The following is a 14,877-nucleotide window of genomic DNA, read 5'->3' on the forward strand; positions in this document are numbered from 1 at the left end:
GCGGAGGGCTCGGTCAAAGCAGACTATTTGGCTGGCTCTCCCAACTCGGTCAGTGCTGCCTGCGAAAAATGATCTTCTGGAAGGAGCGTTGTCGGGTGCGACTTCTAGTCACCGGCGGGGCAGGCTTCATAGGCTCGAACTTTGTGCGGTGGACACGAGAATCCCGCCCTGAGGTATCTATGACCGTCTTGGATAGTTTTACCTATGCAGCGCAGGGAATGAACTTGGAAGTCGATGGCTGGCTGGCAGCCAACGGTGACCATGTTTCGGTGGTCGTTGGAGATATACGGGACCGCACACTAGTGGACTCGCTCGTTGCCGTGCACGACGTTGTGATTCACTTTGCCGCTGAATCGCACAACGACGCTTCTCTGGAAAACCCGAGCGAGTTTGTAGACACGAACGTGAATGGGACCCTGAGTGTCCTCGAGGCCGTGCGGGCCCACGGGAAACGCCTGCACCACATCTCTACGGACGAGGTTTTTGGGGACCTATCCCTGGATGCCCCTGCGTTCACTCACAGCAGCCCCTACAGACCATCGAGCCCGTACTCAGCCTCAAAAGCGAGCGCTGACCTGCTGGTTGGAGCGTGGGTCCGGTCATTCGGGGTACGTGCAACCGTTTCAATCTGCTCAAACAACTATGGCCCTTTCCAGCATGTTGAGAAGTTCATTCCTCGTCAGATTACGGAGCTGCTTGCAGGTCGCGTACCGCGCATTTACGGGACAGGTGCCAACGTTCGAGATTGGATTGCCGTTGACGATCATTCCTCAGCGTTGTGGCGCATTATTGACGCAGGTCAGATCGGCCGAACGTACCTCGTAGGCACCCACAATGAGCGGAGCAACCTAGAGGTGGTTGCAGCACTCCTTGAGGTGTTTGGTCGTCCAGCTGGAGATATTGAGTTCGTGCGCGACAGGACGGGCCATGATGTGCGCTATGCGCTTGATACCTCGCTCATTTTCGACGATCTTGGCTGGCGCCCAGCACCACGATCGTTTCGTAGAGAACTTGAGAGCCTTGTCTCTTGGTATGCCGATCATGAAGCGTGGTGGAGAGAGGCGAAGACGACCTCGGAGGAGCGGTACCGAAGGCTGGGACATTAGGTTGTGCCCTAGACCCGGACAGCTTGAACCTATCTCCTAGCCAAGCTCGATGACTGTATCCACACGTTCTGACTCGACGATGCGCTGGAAACGCTCTGAATCGTCGGTAATCTCTGCGGCTGCAGCCGCACCCATGATGATGACCGAACCGCCCGCAGAGTAGATGCCCAGCACGTTGTGCAGGAGCGGAAGGAGCTGCTGGGGCGACTCGGAATTGCAGCGGATCAGGACCCGGCCGCCGGAGGCTGCGGGGGTGTTGGCGGCCCACTGTGGCAGGTCAGCGTAGCTGATCGACTCAGTGGGGAACGCGAGGGCAGTCTGGGTCTCGTCCGTGATGGATACAAAGCCGAGGCCGTCGGAGTAGGTCATAACCGCGGAGGCGGCGTCAATGGCGCCGGCAGGGAGCTCGCCGTCGAAGCGGCGGGCGAGCGCGTGCAAACTGACCGCCACGATTTCGGGAGCCTGCTTGTCCGAGGGCCTATCAGTAATCAGTGCGGCAACGTCACTGCTGGTCGATGGCCCGATGTGGGCGGTCGCTCCGGACCGAAGTGTGGCCAGGGTCCAGACGATGAGGCGCCAGTGTGCGGGTAGGTCGAGAGCGAACTCGATGCTCGCTTCGGCGTCGAACTCTTCCACGAGAAGGTTGGTGGTCTTGTTAACCCAGTTGTTCAGGACCGCGCCCGAGAGCTCAATGCGTTCATAGTCTGCGCCGTACCACGTCAGGCGGGGTTTACCGGGCTCGTTCATGAGGGAGGCGAGCGTGTGAGCAACGAACTGGGCGCTGGAAGTCATGGCTACATCCTAATTGCTAAAGGTGCGGGTGAACCTGCCGATATTCCGTGCGAAGCCAGGAAATGATGCGTGATGAGTGAGTCCTTCCGCGAAGGCAAAAATGCTGTCAATGGGGAGTCTATTCGGTCACATGTCGGCGGGTGGGAAGAGAGACATCGAACTCTTGACGAGTGCCGAAGCCAGCGCTGAAACCCCCGCAAGTGGCTCGAGGGCTTGATTTTGGCGAAATTCACCCGTGTTTTGGGGGTGGATACCATACTCGGGCTTGACTAGCGAAGATGACACGCGTGTAATTTTGCGTAAGGTTGTTATTGGCAGCCGAACGAAACAGCAGTGGAGGATGACATATGTGGAACCTGCTCAACGCTGACGGACCTTTTCCAAGTGACGTAAAGCGCCCGGCGGAATCGGCACGCACTGGTTCATCCGTCTTGTCACTGGTCAATGGAAACGATGACGAAACCGTCCTAGGCTGGCAGGAGCGCGCACTGTGCGCGCAAACCGACCCGGAGGCGTTCTTCCCTGAAAAGGGTGGATCGACCCGCGAGGCAAAGAAGGTATGCGTGGCGTGTGACGTCCGCGCGGAATGCCTTGAATACGCACTCGCGAACGACGAGCGTTTCGGCATTTGGGGCGGACTCTCAGAGAGGGAGCGCCGCAAGCTGAAGCGACGCGCAGTCTGACCCACAGAACTAAGGGCTCCACGCGGACCCACTAAGTTTTCTGTAAAGAATAGTGATGTGCCGAGTGGCCGCTCCCCTGTGGGAGGCGGCCACTCTTTTGTGAACCGGCCAACTGCTGCGGCCTCGGATATGCGCCACACCGGATGGAACCCGCAAGAAATGGCCATTTGTGGGGCAATATTGACTGTGGAGAAACGGGTCTTGAGTCCACAAAAGCTCCTGACCAGCCAAGGCTCCAGCACTACCGCTAGGAAAGGTATCCACCCCTTGCACGACGGCGAAGCACCGAGCCGGCAGACCGCCGCATCGTTTGATCCATCAGAGCAACCCGACTTGATCAACCAGAATGGCGCGAATGCGCTCCGGGAGTCGGATGAGGACTCCCACGTAGACGAACTCGACGAGCCGATCCTCGAGAACGCCGCGTTGCGCGCAGCCCAGATCAAGCCCGGCGTCTCGCAGAAGGTCACGGCAATCCTCGTGACTCGCGGAGTGACCCCCTACCTCGCCGGTGCCCTGAAATCCATCGCGGAACAGCGCGTGCGGCCAGCCCGCCTAGTCATCGCAGACGTCTCAGGCAGCGGCTCGATAGACCCCTCCGGCCTCGAGGCTGCGGGGATCGCATGCACGGTCATTTCTGCACCCAAGGCCAAGAACTTCGGACAGGCAGTCGGCAAGGCGGTCGCAGACGCACAGGTCTTAACGCAGTGGCTCTGGCTCATGCACGACGACTCCGCTGCCCACGAGACGGCTCTCGGCTTTCAACTACGCCCAGTTGAGTACGGCTCGTCCGTTTCCATCGTGGGCGCCAAGCAGGTCAAACTCGGCAAGCGCGAAGAACTCATCTCGGTTGGCTACACCTCGGCCGTGGGCGGTCGCCGGTTCACGGGCATTGAGAACCAAGAGTTTGACCAGGGGCAGCACGACGGAAACGAAGACGTCTATGCGGTCTCCCTCAATGGTGCGCTTGTGTCTCTGGCACTCTGGCATGAGCTCAAGGGAACCGACCCCGCATTTGGTAAGTGGGGCGACTCCATCGAGTTTTGTCGGCGGGCCCGCCTCGCTGGACACCGTGTCGTTGTAGTACCAGACGCAGTCGTCGAACATGCCCAGGCAACGCTCATGGACGTGCGAGACTCCACCGATCTCGTGGAAACCCCAAGCCCCGATGTGCTTGACGACGAGCTCGAGGGCAGGACCTTCTGGAACCGGCTCAAGAGCACGGCCTACTTTTGGGCGACCAACATCCCGGTACTTGCTTTCCCATTCCTCGTTCTCGGGATGCTCCTAGCCGCGCCGCTGCGGGCCCTCTACCGAATACTGAACAAGAGCCCGCGCAGAGCTCTTGCGGAGCTGGCAGCGCCGTTCTGGCTCCTTTCAAAGACCTTTTCGGTCTTGCGTTCGCGGAGCCGGCTGCGCAAGACCAAGGCCGTGCCAACCCGGGTAGTCAACCAGCTGCTCGCAACGGGACGCGACCACATGGCCCAGAACCGCGACGAGCGCCTGGCGCGGTCCGCACTGCGCAAGAAACTCTACGGTCCCACCGAGCTGGATCGGCGCGAGATGCGGGCGCGGGCCACTGCGCGCCGCGGTGGGCTGACTGCGCTCGGGCTTCTCCTAGTGGCCGCAACGCTCTATGGCCTGCGGGATGTGCTCGGTTCGCTGTACAACGGTTCCCGCATCGTGGGTGGGGCGTTGCTACCGTCGCAGGGCGGCTGGGCTGAGTTGTGGCAGCACTGGACCAGCGGGTGGATCCGGGACGGCCTCGGTGCCTCTGCTCCCTCAGACCCGCTGCTCAGCACGCTCGGCCCGGTTATGGGGCTAACGCTTGGCAACATGCAGGCAGCCGTGAATGCAACGATCGTGTTTTCGCTCATCGTGAGTGGCCTGGGCGCGTGGTTTGCGGCCGGAACAGCCACCCGGTCAGTGACGGCCCGCGTGTGGGCAGGCCTGCTGTGGGCGGCAGCGCCGACACTGCTCGTCGCAGTAGGCCAGGGACGCCTAGGTGCGATCATCGCGCACAGTGCACTGCCGTGGCTTGTGGTCGCGATTGCGCGTGGCTGTGGTGTCAATAGGCGGGACGAGCGGGGTGTCCTGCGACTACGTTCTGAGCAGCGTCAAGAGCAAAAACTCCTCGAGCAGAACAAGGTGGAGCAGCAGAATACGGAGTCCATTCCGGGCTCTGTTCGTCCACGGAAGTCCCTGGCTGCGGTCGGTGGGGCTGCGCTCGTGTTCGCGGTTGTCACTGCGGGCGCTCCGGCGCTCCTCCTACCGGGGATCGTGCTCATCGGCGCTGCGGCTGTGTACACCCGCACCCGCGCCCTCGTGTTTGTGCCGCTCCCGGCTCTCGCGATGCTCGGCCCCATCCTGTTCCGAGGCTGGGTCAACCGCGGCTTTGGCGGCTGGCGCGTACTTCTCTCGGATCCGGGCTCCCCGTTCCCATACGATCCATCCCGAAGTTGGCAGCGGCTCCTCGGCGTCCCAACGGACATAGGCGAGGTTTCCTTTGCCTCAGGCATCTGGACTGGCGTGCTCGCGGCGCTCCCTTTGGTTCTGGGAGGCGCGATTCTGCTGGGCGCAGTCCTTGCGCTTCTGCGCAGGCCACCACACGCGGGCCCGATTCGATTCATGTGGGTTGTGGCGGCGATTGGTCTCGCAGTTTCGTTCCTAAGTTCCTCCATCACAGTTGCGAGCGGGGATGAAGGCCCTGTAGTCGGCTGGTCCGGTGCCGGGCTCTCGCTCATGACGCTCGGCCTCCTGGGGGCCTGCGTGCTGGGTAGCGAGAAACTCGTTGAGAGGGCGCTCGCGCACTCGTTCGGCTGGCGCCAGATCGTTCTGGGCGTGGCCACCCTCCTCGTCTTCGCCGTGCCCGTGTACTCACTTGTCTCGTGGGGCCAGTCGCGGGCCATCGCTGGAGAGGACTCGCCGTTGGCGGCCCTTGACCGCGCGATTGTCCCAGCTGTCGCCCAGCAGATGCAGGAAAATGGCCGCCAGGCCAGGGTCCTTGCGGTTGCACCAGCGGGTGCAGGCAAGGTTGCCTACCAGCTCCTGCACTCCGATGGAGTGCAGTTGGCAGAAACCTCGACCGTGGTAAATATTGCGTACCTTGGTGGGCGTCCCGACGATATTGCTGAGTTGGTTGCACACGTCACCCGCGGTCTGGAACAGGATGGCGCACCCGCTTCCGCCTTCAGGTTGGCCGAGCTGGGGGTTGGAGCTGTCCTCGTTCCTCCTAGCCAGGGGGACGACTCTGCTCAACTGGTCTCGCGTATTGACACTGTGGCTGGCCTACAGCGCATCACGGAGAACGAGACCGGCACGGTGTGGAGGGTCGACCCCACGGGGCTCGACCCTGCGCTCGCCCAGGCAAGCGAGCAGTACCTAGCGTCGGTGACTGCCCCCGGTGATGACAGCGTGACTCGCATCACGGTTGTCGCTGGCGAACCCGCGTGGGCGGCCACTTACGAGGTAGACGCCACGGGTGCTCTGAGTAAGCCCGAAATGCTCGATGCGTCGCGCCTAGCAGTCAACACCACGGTTGAGTCATCCCAGGTGGAGCGCAAGATCGTCCTTGCGGAAAACTCTGCACCAGGCTGGAAGGCCGTCCTTGGATCCGAGGAACTGGTACCCACCCAGGTCAATGGCCTGCAAGCATTCGAGCTGCCAGCAGGAACCGAATCTGGAGACCTCTCCATCTCATACGAACGTTCAAGCCGCTTGCCATGGATGGCCCTGCAGTCTGCAGTTCTGCTCGTGTTTGGTGTTCTGGCGATCCCAGTCCGTAGGAAGGACGCACAAAAATGGGCGTAAAGACTCAGGCACAAGTAGACAAGCGTTCCAGATTCTTTGGGGGCGTGGGGCGCACTCTGACTGCGCTCATCGCGGTAGGTAGCCTCGGTGCGCTCGGCGCACAGGGCACCTCTCTGGTGACCGACACGGGAGAAATCAAGACAGCGGGCACCCAGGTTTCCGTTGCCGCGCCGGCCGCGACTCTCGGTTGCCCCGCCGCGCCCTACCTCGAAGGCGGCTTCGACACGAACCTCGGTGAGTTTGGTTCCACGCAGTCAGAGACCACCTCGAACGGATCGCTCGCACTCGTCGGATCCGGCGGCGAGGTCGACCTCGGCCTACTCGCCGAGATGGTGTCGTCACTGTCTGAAGCAAGCGATGGTGAATCGTCGAGAAGTAGTTCCACGAGCGGCGAAGCCGCGAGCCTGCCGGACCGCGTCAGCACGTCCAGCGGATCGAGCGTGACGCAGTTTGACCCGGGCACTGGAGCGGCCGCCCTTGCGACCTCCGGGAGGTTCGTGACGGACCTCGAGGGGCGGCAGTTCACTGCGGCCTCGGTCGGGTCGGTCACGGCCAGCGGCGATCTGCGCGGCCTTGCTGCTAGCGCCTGCGAGAACCCAACGGCCGAGCAGTGGCTCGTGGGCGGCTCCACGTCTGTGGGCCTGTCCTCCAACCTCGTGGTGCAAAACCCAAGTTTGACGCCTGCAACCGTGAAGATCACGCTTTGGGGGCCATCCGGAAGAGTGGAGCTTGCCGGTTCGGACACCTTCTTGGTGCCAGCGAGGGCCCAGGTATCTACCCTCCTCGAGGGCATCGCCGCTGAACAGCGCCGCATCGTTGTGCACGTTGAGGCGGAGGGTGCGCTCGTCAATTCGTACATCCAGAACCTCGAACTGGACGGCGTGACACCGCGAGGCGTGGACTACGTCACCGGATCCGCTGCGCCATCTCGGGCCCAGGTCATCACGGGAGTGTCCGCACAGAAGACCGAGGTGGGCGATGACGCCAGCAGTTTCGTGCGGCTCGTCGTGCCGACCTTTGCGGACGTTCAGTCCCTTGCGGACCAGAGCGCTGAGGACGCCGCCGACGTCAGCCGAGAGGCGGTGGGCAAGGCCCGGTTGTACCTCCTCGGAGAGGACGGGCACGTGGTGATGTTTGGAGCTCAAGAGATTGAACTCTCACCGGGCGTCGTGCAGGATGTCTCTCTCGCTGGAGCCCCGGAGGGAATCTACACGGTCGTCCTCGAATCCGACGTTCCCGTGGTTGCATCAGCCCGCTCGTTCGCCGTGGGCACGAGCGACCCGGACGTTGACTTTGGTGGCACACCGGCTGACTTTGCGTGGGTGCCATCGGCACCCGTGTACACGTCTTCCAGCCACACCAGCAAGGGCGAGCTTGGCTCACTCGACTGGGCACACACCACGTTTGGATCAGAACTGAGCGCCTCAGCCGTGTCGGGGCATTCGGCGCTGCCCGCCGGAACCTCAGGCACGCTCGCGATTACGGCGCTACCGAGCGTTGGCACCGTGGACGAACTCGACACCGCTCTTGACGCGATTCCCCGCGTGTACACGTCCCTCGCCGGATCTGACGCCAGCGCAACGGAAACCGAAGAGTCCGCTGCAGCGCGCAAGGCTTGGGCCAAGAACCTAGCCGCCCATGTTGTCGTGTACTCGGACAAGGGCAGGATTGTCGAGGAGTTCGATGTGGCACTTGCGCCGGGGCAGACCAAGTCGTTCAACCTAGCCGAACTCGGCGGCAAGGCTGCGGTGGGCGCCGTCACAGTGACCGCCGCGGATGGGGCAGTCACGAACTGGTCCCTCATCGTGGAGGACGAGGACCTGTCCGGATCGATCTCGACGATCGCTCCCGTGGTTGCACCCGAGGAGCCCACGGCAATCCGCGTCTCCCGCAGCTCGCAGGTCGGCCTCTAGCTTGTGCGTTCTGCCAGGGACTTAGCCTTGGTAGTCGCCGTCCACCTCGTGAGGCGAGCAGCCAAGCATATACGCCACGTTCTCCACGATCACGTCGCGTACCAGCGGCGCGAGTTCGTCAAACTCGGCGGCTCGCGCCTCAATAGGGCGCCGATAAACGACGATTCTGGCTGGCTGCCCGGACACCCCCGGGAAATACCGTCCCAGTGGGACGCCGCCAGTCTCCCACGGCGCAGGATCGGAGGGTGGGACCTCCTCGACGGCGAACTCGGTGCCTTCAAGCTGTCTTCCCCACGTGCCTTGAAGTCGTGCCACGTACGAGACCACGATCTCGTCGAAGCGCTCTTTTCTTGTGCGGTAGGAGGGATGGAACGGCGGATACATGATCCCGCGCATACCCCGGCCACGGCGATCCCTACGCGTACGCGTAGGGGTTGCGCCGGCCCTCGCGAGAATCTCTGCGAGGTCCACGGAGGTGCCATGAGGCAGTGGCTGGTGTGTCATGCGGATTCGCCCCTAAGCGAGCTAGTTGAGGTGATGTTCACTAGGTTCAGCGTAGTTGACCACGTGACGCGAGGCGCCCGAGGACACAGGGTTTGGGCGCCACGTTGTGACGGTGCTCTGTTTACCTGTGCTGGGATCGGGGTGGGTACTTCTGTGTGGTGTACGACATTCCCTAAGCGGCGTGTAGCCCGGAATTCCGGGAAATTTCGGAGTAGATTTCTGCTGTGAGTCCATCCCGTATGTGTTCCCGTACAGCGTGCGTGCGCGAAGCCGTTGCAACCCTGACATACGTGTACTCGGATTCAACCGCTGTACTCGGCCCACTCGCCTCCGCCGCAGAGCCCCACAGTTATGACCTGTGCCAGGCACACGCCCAGCGAATGACCGCCCCACGTGGCTGGCAGGTCGTGCGTGTCTGGTCGCCACAGGGTGTAGGCACGGTGCAGTCAGAACTAGGTCAATCGTCGAAAATCTCAGTGGACCCGGCGCAGGCGCGGACCCCAGAGCCCAGCGCGCAGCGCACGGGCGGACGATACTCAGGCGGCTTCGATGAAGCCGCAGAGCACCTAGCGGAAATGGAACGTCGCAAAGTCGAGATCTCCAAGCCGCTCACCCAGCCAGACGACGACTGGGCGGCAATCGCCGACGTCGTGCGCACGGAAGAAGCGCTCACCAGTCTTGCCGACAGCCTCATCTCGCCTGAAGAAATCGCGCGGCCCCGGCACGCCGCAGGAGAACACCTCAAAGACACCGAGATCGCACGTCGCGGGCACCTTCGGGTCCTGCGTGGCGAAGGCTGACAAACCCACCCTCCTCGCAAGACCACACGATCGGGATCCCTCACGCTCAGGGACCCGAGTTTTGACGATAGGCTTGAACAATGGCACACCCCAGTTCGCACACCCCTGTAGACCTGTCCGCGCTCATCAAGTCGTACGACGTACGCGGAATCGTCCCTGAGCCCTTCAGCCCTGAGGTGGCGCGCGCAATCGGCGCCGCATTCGCCACCGTGGTAGTCATCCCAGACTCCGGAGACGCAGGCGACTCAACGCCATCAGACCTGAGTAAAGCTGGCGGGCGCCCCCGTGCAGTGGTGGGCCACGACATGCGTGACTCCGGGCCGGAACTCGTCGCCGCGTTTGTTGAGGGACTCACCTCCGCGGGAATCGACGTTCTAAACATCGGGCTGTGCTCGACCGATGGCCTCTACCACGCATCAGGCGTGTTCGACATCCCAGGCGCCATGTTCACCGCCTCGCACAACCCTGCCGAATACAACGGGATTAAGCTGTGCCGCGCCGGCGCACGTCCAGTGGGCCAGGACACCGGGCTGTCCCGTATCAAGGAGCTCGCGGAGCAGTACCTGACCGTGGGACTGCCGGGTGCCGCCACGCAGTTGGGGCAGGTCTCGGAGCGCTCTACGCTCGGTGAGTACGCCAAGTTCCTGCGTGGACTCGTGGACATCTCAGGCATTCGCCCACTCAAGGTCGTAGTTGACGCCGGTAACGGAATGGGCGGCTACACCGTGCCAGCCGTACTCGGATCGGGTGCAGGGCTGCCAGCTCTTCCGCTGGACATCGTGCCGCTGTACTTTGAACTCGACGGAACTTTCCCCAACCACGAAGCCAACCCACTCGACCCCAAGAACCTGGTGGACTTGCAAAAGGCAGTCGTGGAACACGGCGCCGACCTAGGCTTGGCGTTCGACGGGGACGCAGATCGCTGCTTCGTGGTGGATGAGAACGGGCACCCAGTGAGCCCCTCTGCGATCACCGCGCTGGTTGGCCTGCGCGAAGTCGCACGCGAACGCTCCGAGGGCCGCGAACCCACCATCATCCACAACCTCATCACCTCGCGTGCGGTGCCCGATTTCATGGAAGCTGCTGGGGCAAAGACCGTACGCACCCGCGTGGGCCACTCCTTTATCAAGGCCCACATGGCAGAGGAAAACGCCGTGTTCGGCGGCGAGCACTCCGCCCACTACTACTTCCGTGACTTCTTCTTTGCTGACACCGGAATGCTTGCCGCGCTGCACGTACTCGCGGCGCTCGGAGAGCAGGAACACCCGCTGTCCGCGATCGCAGAAATGTACGAGCCATACGTAGCATCAGGTGAGATCAACTCGACCATCGCCGATGTACCAGCTGCCCGTGCCCGCGTGGTCGCAGCATACGTCGAGGAACAGGGCGGGGGAGAGGTTGAGGTTGATGAACTCGATGGCCTGACCGTTTCCCACTGGAACTCGCAGCCACAGTGGTGGTTCAACCTGCGCGCCTCCAACACTGAACCGCTCCTGCGCCTGAACGTCGAAGCCGCAGACGAGGACATGATGGTCAAGGTCCGCGACGACGTGCTCAAGCTCATCCGCAGCGAAGACGCCTGACCTGCAACCACCAATGGTCCACGAACGCGTACGTTCGGGTGCAAGGACTGGAACGTAAGCGAAAGCGCATAAGCGTTCGACCACAACTCAAGGACAAAGTTATGGAAAATGTGAACATCGACCCGTGGGTCGCCGAAATCCTACGCTGCCCTGTCTCCGGCGCCACGCTTGTGCCAGGAACCGGGCCGAATGGAGAGCCGGAACTCCATTCCACTGCCGAGAAAGACCCACTCGCGTACCCAGTACGAGACGGCATCCCAGTACTGCTAGAGCACGACGCCAGGGCGCTCTGAGTCCGTGCCAGGCAGCCGTTCTAGGCTGCATGCTGTGACGGAGGTTGCATCGTGGGGGAGTGCCAGTGCGATGTAACCTCGATGTGAAGACTTTGCTACCCCGCAATGGCGAGTTCCCGAAATTACTATGAACTTTCCACCCGATGTGGGCGAGCACCGCTGGCCCGGGCATAGAATCTAGAAGTTCTTTTCGCTTGGTACCTTGGAAGTAGGAAGACCGATTACTGACAATACGTTGACTCCCCGTGAGCTAGCGGAGAAATACGGGTTGAGACCTGTCGGTGTCCGACCCAAGCTCTCGGAGTACATCCGGAGCATCTTCGAGCGGCTCGACTTCCTTGGAGTGCTCGCGTCTTCTCGCGCCCAAGCGGAGAATCAGAACACTTACCTAGGTCAGATCTGGACAATTCTGACCCCGCTCTTGAACTCCCTCGTGTACGTCCTCATCTTCGGCTTCCTGCTGAACTCCCGCAAGGGAATGGACAACACCATCGGCTTCATTGTGGTGGGTACTTTCACTTATGGGTTGTTTTCCAGCACCGTGACGGATACGGCAAAATCTATCCGCTCGAACATCAAGCTGGTCCAGTCACTCACCTTCCCGCGTGTCATTCTTCCGCTTTCCACAGCACTCAAAGACCTCTTGGTCGCACTGCCAGGCTTCGTGGTCATGTTCGTACTTGCGGAGGTTTCCGTGTGGAATGCACAGGGACTTCAAGCACTCATGCCGCACCGCTGGCCTCTGGTCATTCCGGCGATCGTGCTGTTTGCAATCTTCTCCGCGGGCGTAGGGATGATCTTCGCAAACTTTGCCTCGCGCTTGCCGGATACCATCAAGTTCCTGCCCTTCATACTGCGCGTGGGCATGTACGCGTCGGGTGTCATCTTCTCGATTAGCCACCAGATTGGCAATCAACACTGGTTGCTCGCAGGCATCCTTGAGCACCAACCGATCGCGGTGTTCCTCAACCTCTTTAGGCAGAGCCTCATCAACGAGTCTTCCATCCCGCTGGATGGAAGCTACTGGTGGCAGGCAGCACTTTGGGCAGTGGGCATCTTTGTTATCGGATTCCTAACCTTCTGGCGAGACGAGGCGCGCTATGGCCGCGAGTAACGAAGATCTCGAGTTTGACGTTGAGGTAGATGCTGAGGACTTGCCGCAGGGCGGCCCCACAGATTCAACGATGGGTGCGCCTTCCGTCATCGTGAACGACCTCCACGTGAAGTACCACGTTGTTGGTGCCAAGGTCCGTTCCAGTGCACCAACCAAGGACTCATTCCTCAAAAAGGTCCTGCGCCGCGGTAAGTCCGTTGCCGGAGGACACACCACCGTGCACGCGGTTCGAGGCGTCTCCTTTGTTGCACACCACGGTGAGTCGATCGGCATCATTGGCACCAACGGCTCCGGAAAGTCGACGCTCCTGAAAGCGGTTGCTGGTCTGCTGTCGCCCTCCGAGGGCGAGATTTACGTGTCCGGAGTACCATCACTTCTCGGCGTCAGCGCCGTTCTCATGCAGGACCTCACTGGTGAACGAAACGTCATGATCGGTGGATTGGCGCTCGGCCTGAGCAAGGACGAGGTCAACGAACGATTCGATGACATTGCGGAGTTCGCGGGCATCGGTAAAGCTATTCGGCTGCCTATGAAGACATACTCGGCGGGAATGGGCGCGCGTCTGCGCTTCGCCATCTCCACGGTCTCTACCCCCGATGTGCTCATGATCGACGAGGCGCTGGCCACCGGCGATGCTGCGTTCCGCCAAAAGTCACGCGACCGTATTGACGAGATTCGCCAGGAAGCGGGCACCGTATTTGTTGTGGCGCACTCGCTGGCATCGATCAAGGCGATGTGCACAAGGGTCATCTGGCTTGATAAGGGACAGATCGTTATGGACGGCGATCCAGCCAAGGTGACGCGGGCGTACAGGGAATTCACAAAGGGTGAACGGCCGGTACCTGAGCCTGTCAAAAAGTAGTCACTTCTAACCATCCTTTCGGGCTGTGAGCCTTCTCCCAGTCGACCATTTTTCAATGCTGGAAACCGCCAAAATGGTAGGCTTGCACGGTGATTCACGACTTCGAAGCATTGCCCCAAGACCACGATTCCGCGCTATCCACTGCGGTTGTAGTTAACTATCGACTGAGCGGCGTTCAATGGGAACGCGTCAATGTCACTTTGACATTCGTACCGTGGTCCGAGACGAGTGGTGTCTTCGAGGGGAAGCCTGAAGCACAGGGCTCAATCCTTCCCCCAGTCCAGAAGGTTCTCGACGCCAACCCGGGTATGACGGGGCTGTTCCTAGTTAACGGGGCCACGGCATATGAGCTTCCCTGCGAGGAACTCGAAGACGAAGCCCTTGCGTTCACAATCAACGTCACAAACTTTGAAGACCGCAAGCGTGTTCCTACGGGCTCCTTCCGGATACTTCCGGTGATCCGCGGACAGGTCCAGCCCTTCGCCACAATCGCTATGGCAGATGTAGCCACCCTCGACTCAAGCGCTCGAATCTTCCAGTATGCGAACAACAAGTCCGCCTACGCAGTCACTTTTGACATTACAGAGGACGACCTGCGTCCAGAGCTCGTGTTCCGCTCATACCAGTACACAACTGGCGGTGGCAAAAAGAAGAAGGGTTTGATTGGACGCGTCCAGCGAAAGATCAAGGGACTCACTTCTAAGTCGCGCATGGAAAAGCTGCTTAACAAGTATTACCGCATATGCCGTAAGCTCAACAGGCCAACGGGCTCACGTCTCCTCTTCGCCTCCGAAGCACGGCGTGAGATGGGTGGAAACCTTCTTTCGATCTACAACAAGATCCAAGAGAGGGGACTCGAGTTCGAGATTCACGAGTCCTTCAGCGTCCCAGCAACCCTCACCAAACGTGAGATTCTGCGTCGTATTCGGTTGATCGCCAAGGCCGACGTCGTCGTACTCGATGACTACTTCTCCATGCTCAACTGGCTGAAGGTATCCAAGGACACAGTTGTCGTCCAGGCCTGGCACGCGGGAAGCGGATTCAAGAACGTCGGGTTTAGCCGCTTTGGAAAGTATGGCTCGCCCAAGCTCGAGCACTCCCACCGAAAGTACACGTACTCGATCGCCGGTTCTACGCAGTTGGTGGAAACCTACTCCGAAGCGTTCGGCATCGAACCCTCGGCCATCATCCCAACCGGACTTCCACGGGTTGACGACTTCCTCGACCCAGATGCGATTGCTGCATTTAAGGAGAAGTTCTACGAGGACTACCCTCAGCTAGACGGTAAGAAGTTGGTGCTCTTTGCTCCGACCTTCCGCGGGCGAGGTATGGCAACCGCGTACTACGACTACTCCCAGATCGACTTTGATCGGCTCTACGAGTACTGCGGTGATGACACGGTCATCCTGTTCCGAAT

General features: G+C 60.9%; 11 protein-coding genes and 1 pseudogene. 10 read left to right on the plus strand and 2 right to left on the minus strand.

Translation table 11 applies throughout. From position 1 onward, the window contains the following. Nucleotides 1-95 precede the first annotated feature (95 nt). Nucleotides 96-1,106, plus strand: a complete 1,011-nt coding sequence (gene rfbB, locus HGSM_RS12185; protein WP_040595152.1) for a dTDP-glucose 4,6-dehydratase — start codon at nucleotides 96-98, stop codon at nucleotides 1,104-1,106. A gap of 36 nt (nucleotides 1,107-1,142) precedes the next feature. Here rfbB and HGSM_RS12190 read toward each other — a convergent pair whose 3' ends face one another. Beyond that, the gene (locus tag HGSM_RS12190; RefSeq protein WP_019149047.1) at nucleotides 1,143-1,898 is read right to left on the minus strand and encodes a TIGR03089 family protein; all 756 of its coding nucleotides are present in this window, start codon (nucleotides 1,896-1,898) and stop codon (nucleotides 1,143-1,145) included. Nucleotides 1,899-2,245: 347 nt separating this feature from the next. Between HGSM_RS12190 and HGSM_RS12195 the strand changes: the two genes are divergently transcribed. The 3 genes from HGSM_RS12195 (at nucleotide 2,246) to HGSM_RS13920 (ending at nucleotide 8,304) form a co-directional block, all read left to right on the plus strand. Then, entirely contained in the window at nucleotides 2,246-2,581 is a 336-nt protein-coding gene (locus HGSM_RS12195; protein WP_019149048.1) for a WhiB family transcriptional regulator, read from the plus strand. 201 nt (nucleotides 2,582-2,782) lie between these two features. Next, a complete protein-coding gene (locus HGSM_RS12200; protein ID WP_195891386.1) occupies nucleotides 2,783-6,391 on the plus strand; it encodes a glycosyltransferase in 3,609 nt (1,202 codons plus the stop codon). Further along, on the plus strand, nucleotides 6,382-8,304 hold the full coding sequence (locus tag HGSM_RS13920) for a DUF5719 family protein (protein WP_019149050.1): 1,923 nt from the start codon (nucleotides 6,382-6,384) through the stop codon (nucleotides 8,302-8,304). Before HGSM_RS12200 ends, HGSM_RS13920 begins: the two co-directional genes overlap by 10 nt. Before the next feature lie 21 nt (nucleotides 8,305-8,325). On the opposite strand, the gene HGSM_RS12210 is transcribed toward HGSM_RS13920, so the two are convergent. Further along, on the minus strand, nucleotides 8,326-8,808 hold the full coding sequence (locus HGSM_RS12210) for a metallopeptidase family protein (RefSeq protein WP_326550044.1): 483 nt from the start codon (nucleotides 8,806-8,808) through the stop codon (nucleotides 8,326-8,328). Nucleotides 8,809-9,047: 239 nt separating this feature from the next. Between HGSM_RS12210 and HGSM_RS14890 the strand changes: the two are divergent. From HGSM_RS14890 to HGSM_RS12240, 6 genes and pseudogenes are all read left to right on the plus strand, one after another. Beyond that, nucleotides 9,048-9,224 (plus strand): annotated as a pseudogene (locus HGSM_RS14890) (DUF3499 family protein); the annotation flags it as partial. A 464-nt stretch (nucleotides 9,225-9,688) separates the two neighbouring features. Then, nucleotides 9,689-11,191, plus strand: coding sequence for a phosphomannomutase/phosphoglucomutase (locus tag HGSM_RS12220; protein WP_019149053.1), 1,503 nt, complete (start codon nucleotides 9,689-9,691; stop codon nucleotides 11,189-11,191). 101 nt (nucleotides 11,192-11,292) lie between these two features. Beyond that, a complete protein-coding gene (locus tag HGSM_RS12225; protein WP_019149054.1) occupies nucleotides 11,293-11,484 on the plus strand; it encodes a Trm112 family protein in 192 nt (63 codons plus the stop codon). Between the two features lie 235 nt (nucleotides 11,485-11,719). Then, a complete protein-coding gene (locus tag HGSM_RS12230; RefSeq protein WP_230197547.1) occupies nucleotides 11,720-12,598 on the plus strand; it encodes an ABC transporter permease in 879 nt (292 codons plus the stop codon). Continuing rightward, complete coding sequence (locus HGSM_RS12235; protein ID WP_019149056.1) at nucleotides 12,585-13,460, plus strand: ABC transporter ATP-binding protein; 876 nt, start codon at nucleotides 12,585-12,587, stop codon at nucleotides 13,458-13,460. The genes HGSM_RS12230 and HGSM_RS12235 overlap by 14 nt, the downstream gene beginning before the upstream one ends. Nucleotides 13,461-13,549: 89 nt before the next feature. Next, nucleotides 13,550-14,877, plus strand: a 1,328-nt coding sequence (locus HGSM_RS12240; protein WP_051009866.1) for a CDP-glycerol glycerophosphotransferase family protein, incomplete at its 3' end; no start/stop codon positions are given.

The sequence above is a fragment of the Timonella senegalensis JC301 genome (assembly GCF_000312125.1).
Taxonomy (GTDB): domain Bacteria; phylum Actinomycetota; class Actinomycetes; order Actinomycetales; family Cellulomonadaceae; genus Timonella; species Timonella senegalensis.

Coding starts and splice junctions, on each gene's coding strand:
- HGSM_RS12210 (WP_326550044.1), bottom strand. CDS start 8,808: ATGACACACCAGCCACTGCCTCATGGCACCTCCGTGGACCTCGCAGAG.
- HGSM_RS13920 (WP_019149050.1), top strand. CDS start 6,382: ATGGGCGTAAAGACTCAGGCACAAGTAGACAAGCGTTCCAGATTCTTT.
- HGSM_RS12235 (WP_019149056.1), top strand. CDS start 12,585: ATGGCCGCGAGTAACGAAGATCTCGAGTTTGACGTTGAGGTAGATGCT.
- HGSM_RS12225 (WP_019149054.1), top strand. CDS start 11,293: ATGGAAAATGTGAACATCGACCCGTGGGTCGCCGAAATCCTACGCTGC.
- HGSM_RS12220 (WP_019149053.1), top strand. CDS start 9,689: ATGGCACACCCCAGTTCGCACACCCCTGTAGACCTGTCCGCGCTCATC.
- HGSM_RS12195 (WP_019149048.1), top strand. CDS start 2,246: ATGTGGAACCTGCTCAACGCTGACGGACCTTTTCCAAGTGACGTAAAG.
- HGSM_RS12190 (WP_019149047.1), bottom strand. CDS start 1,898: ATGACTTCCAGCGCCCAGTTCGTTGCTCACACGCTCGCCTCCCTCATG.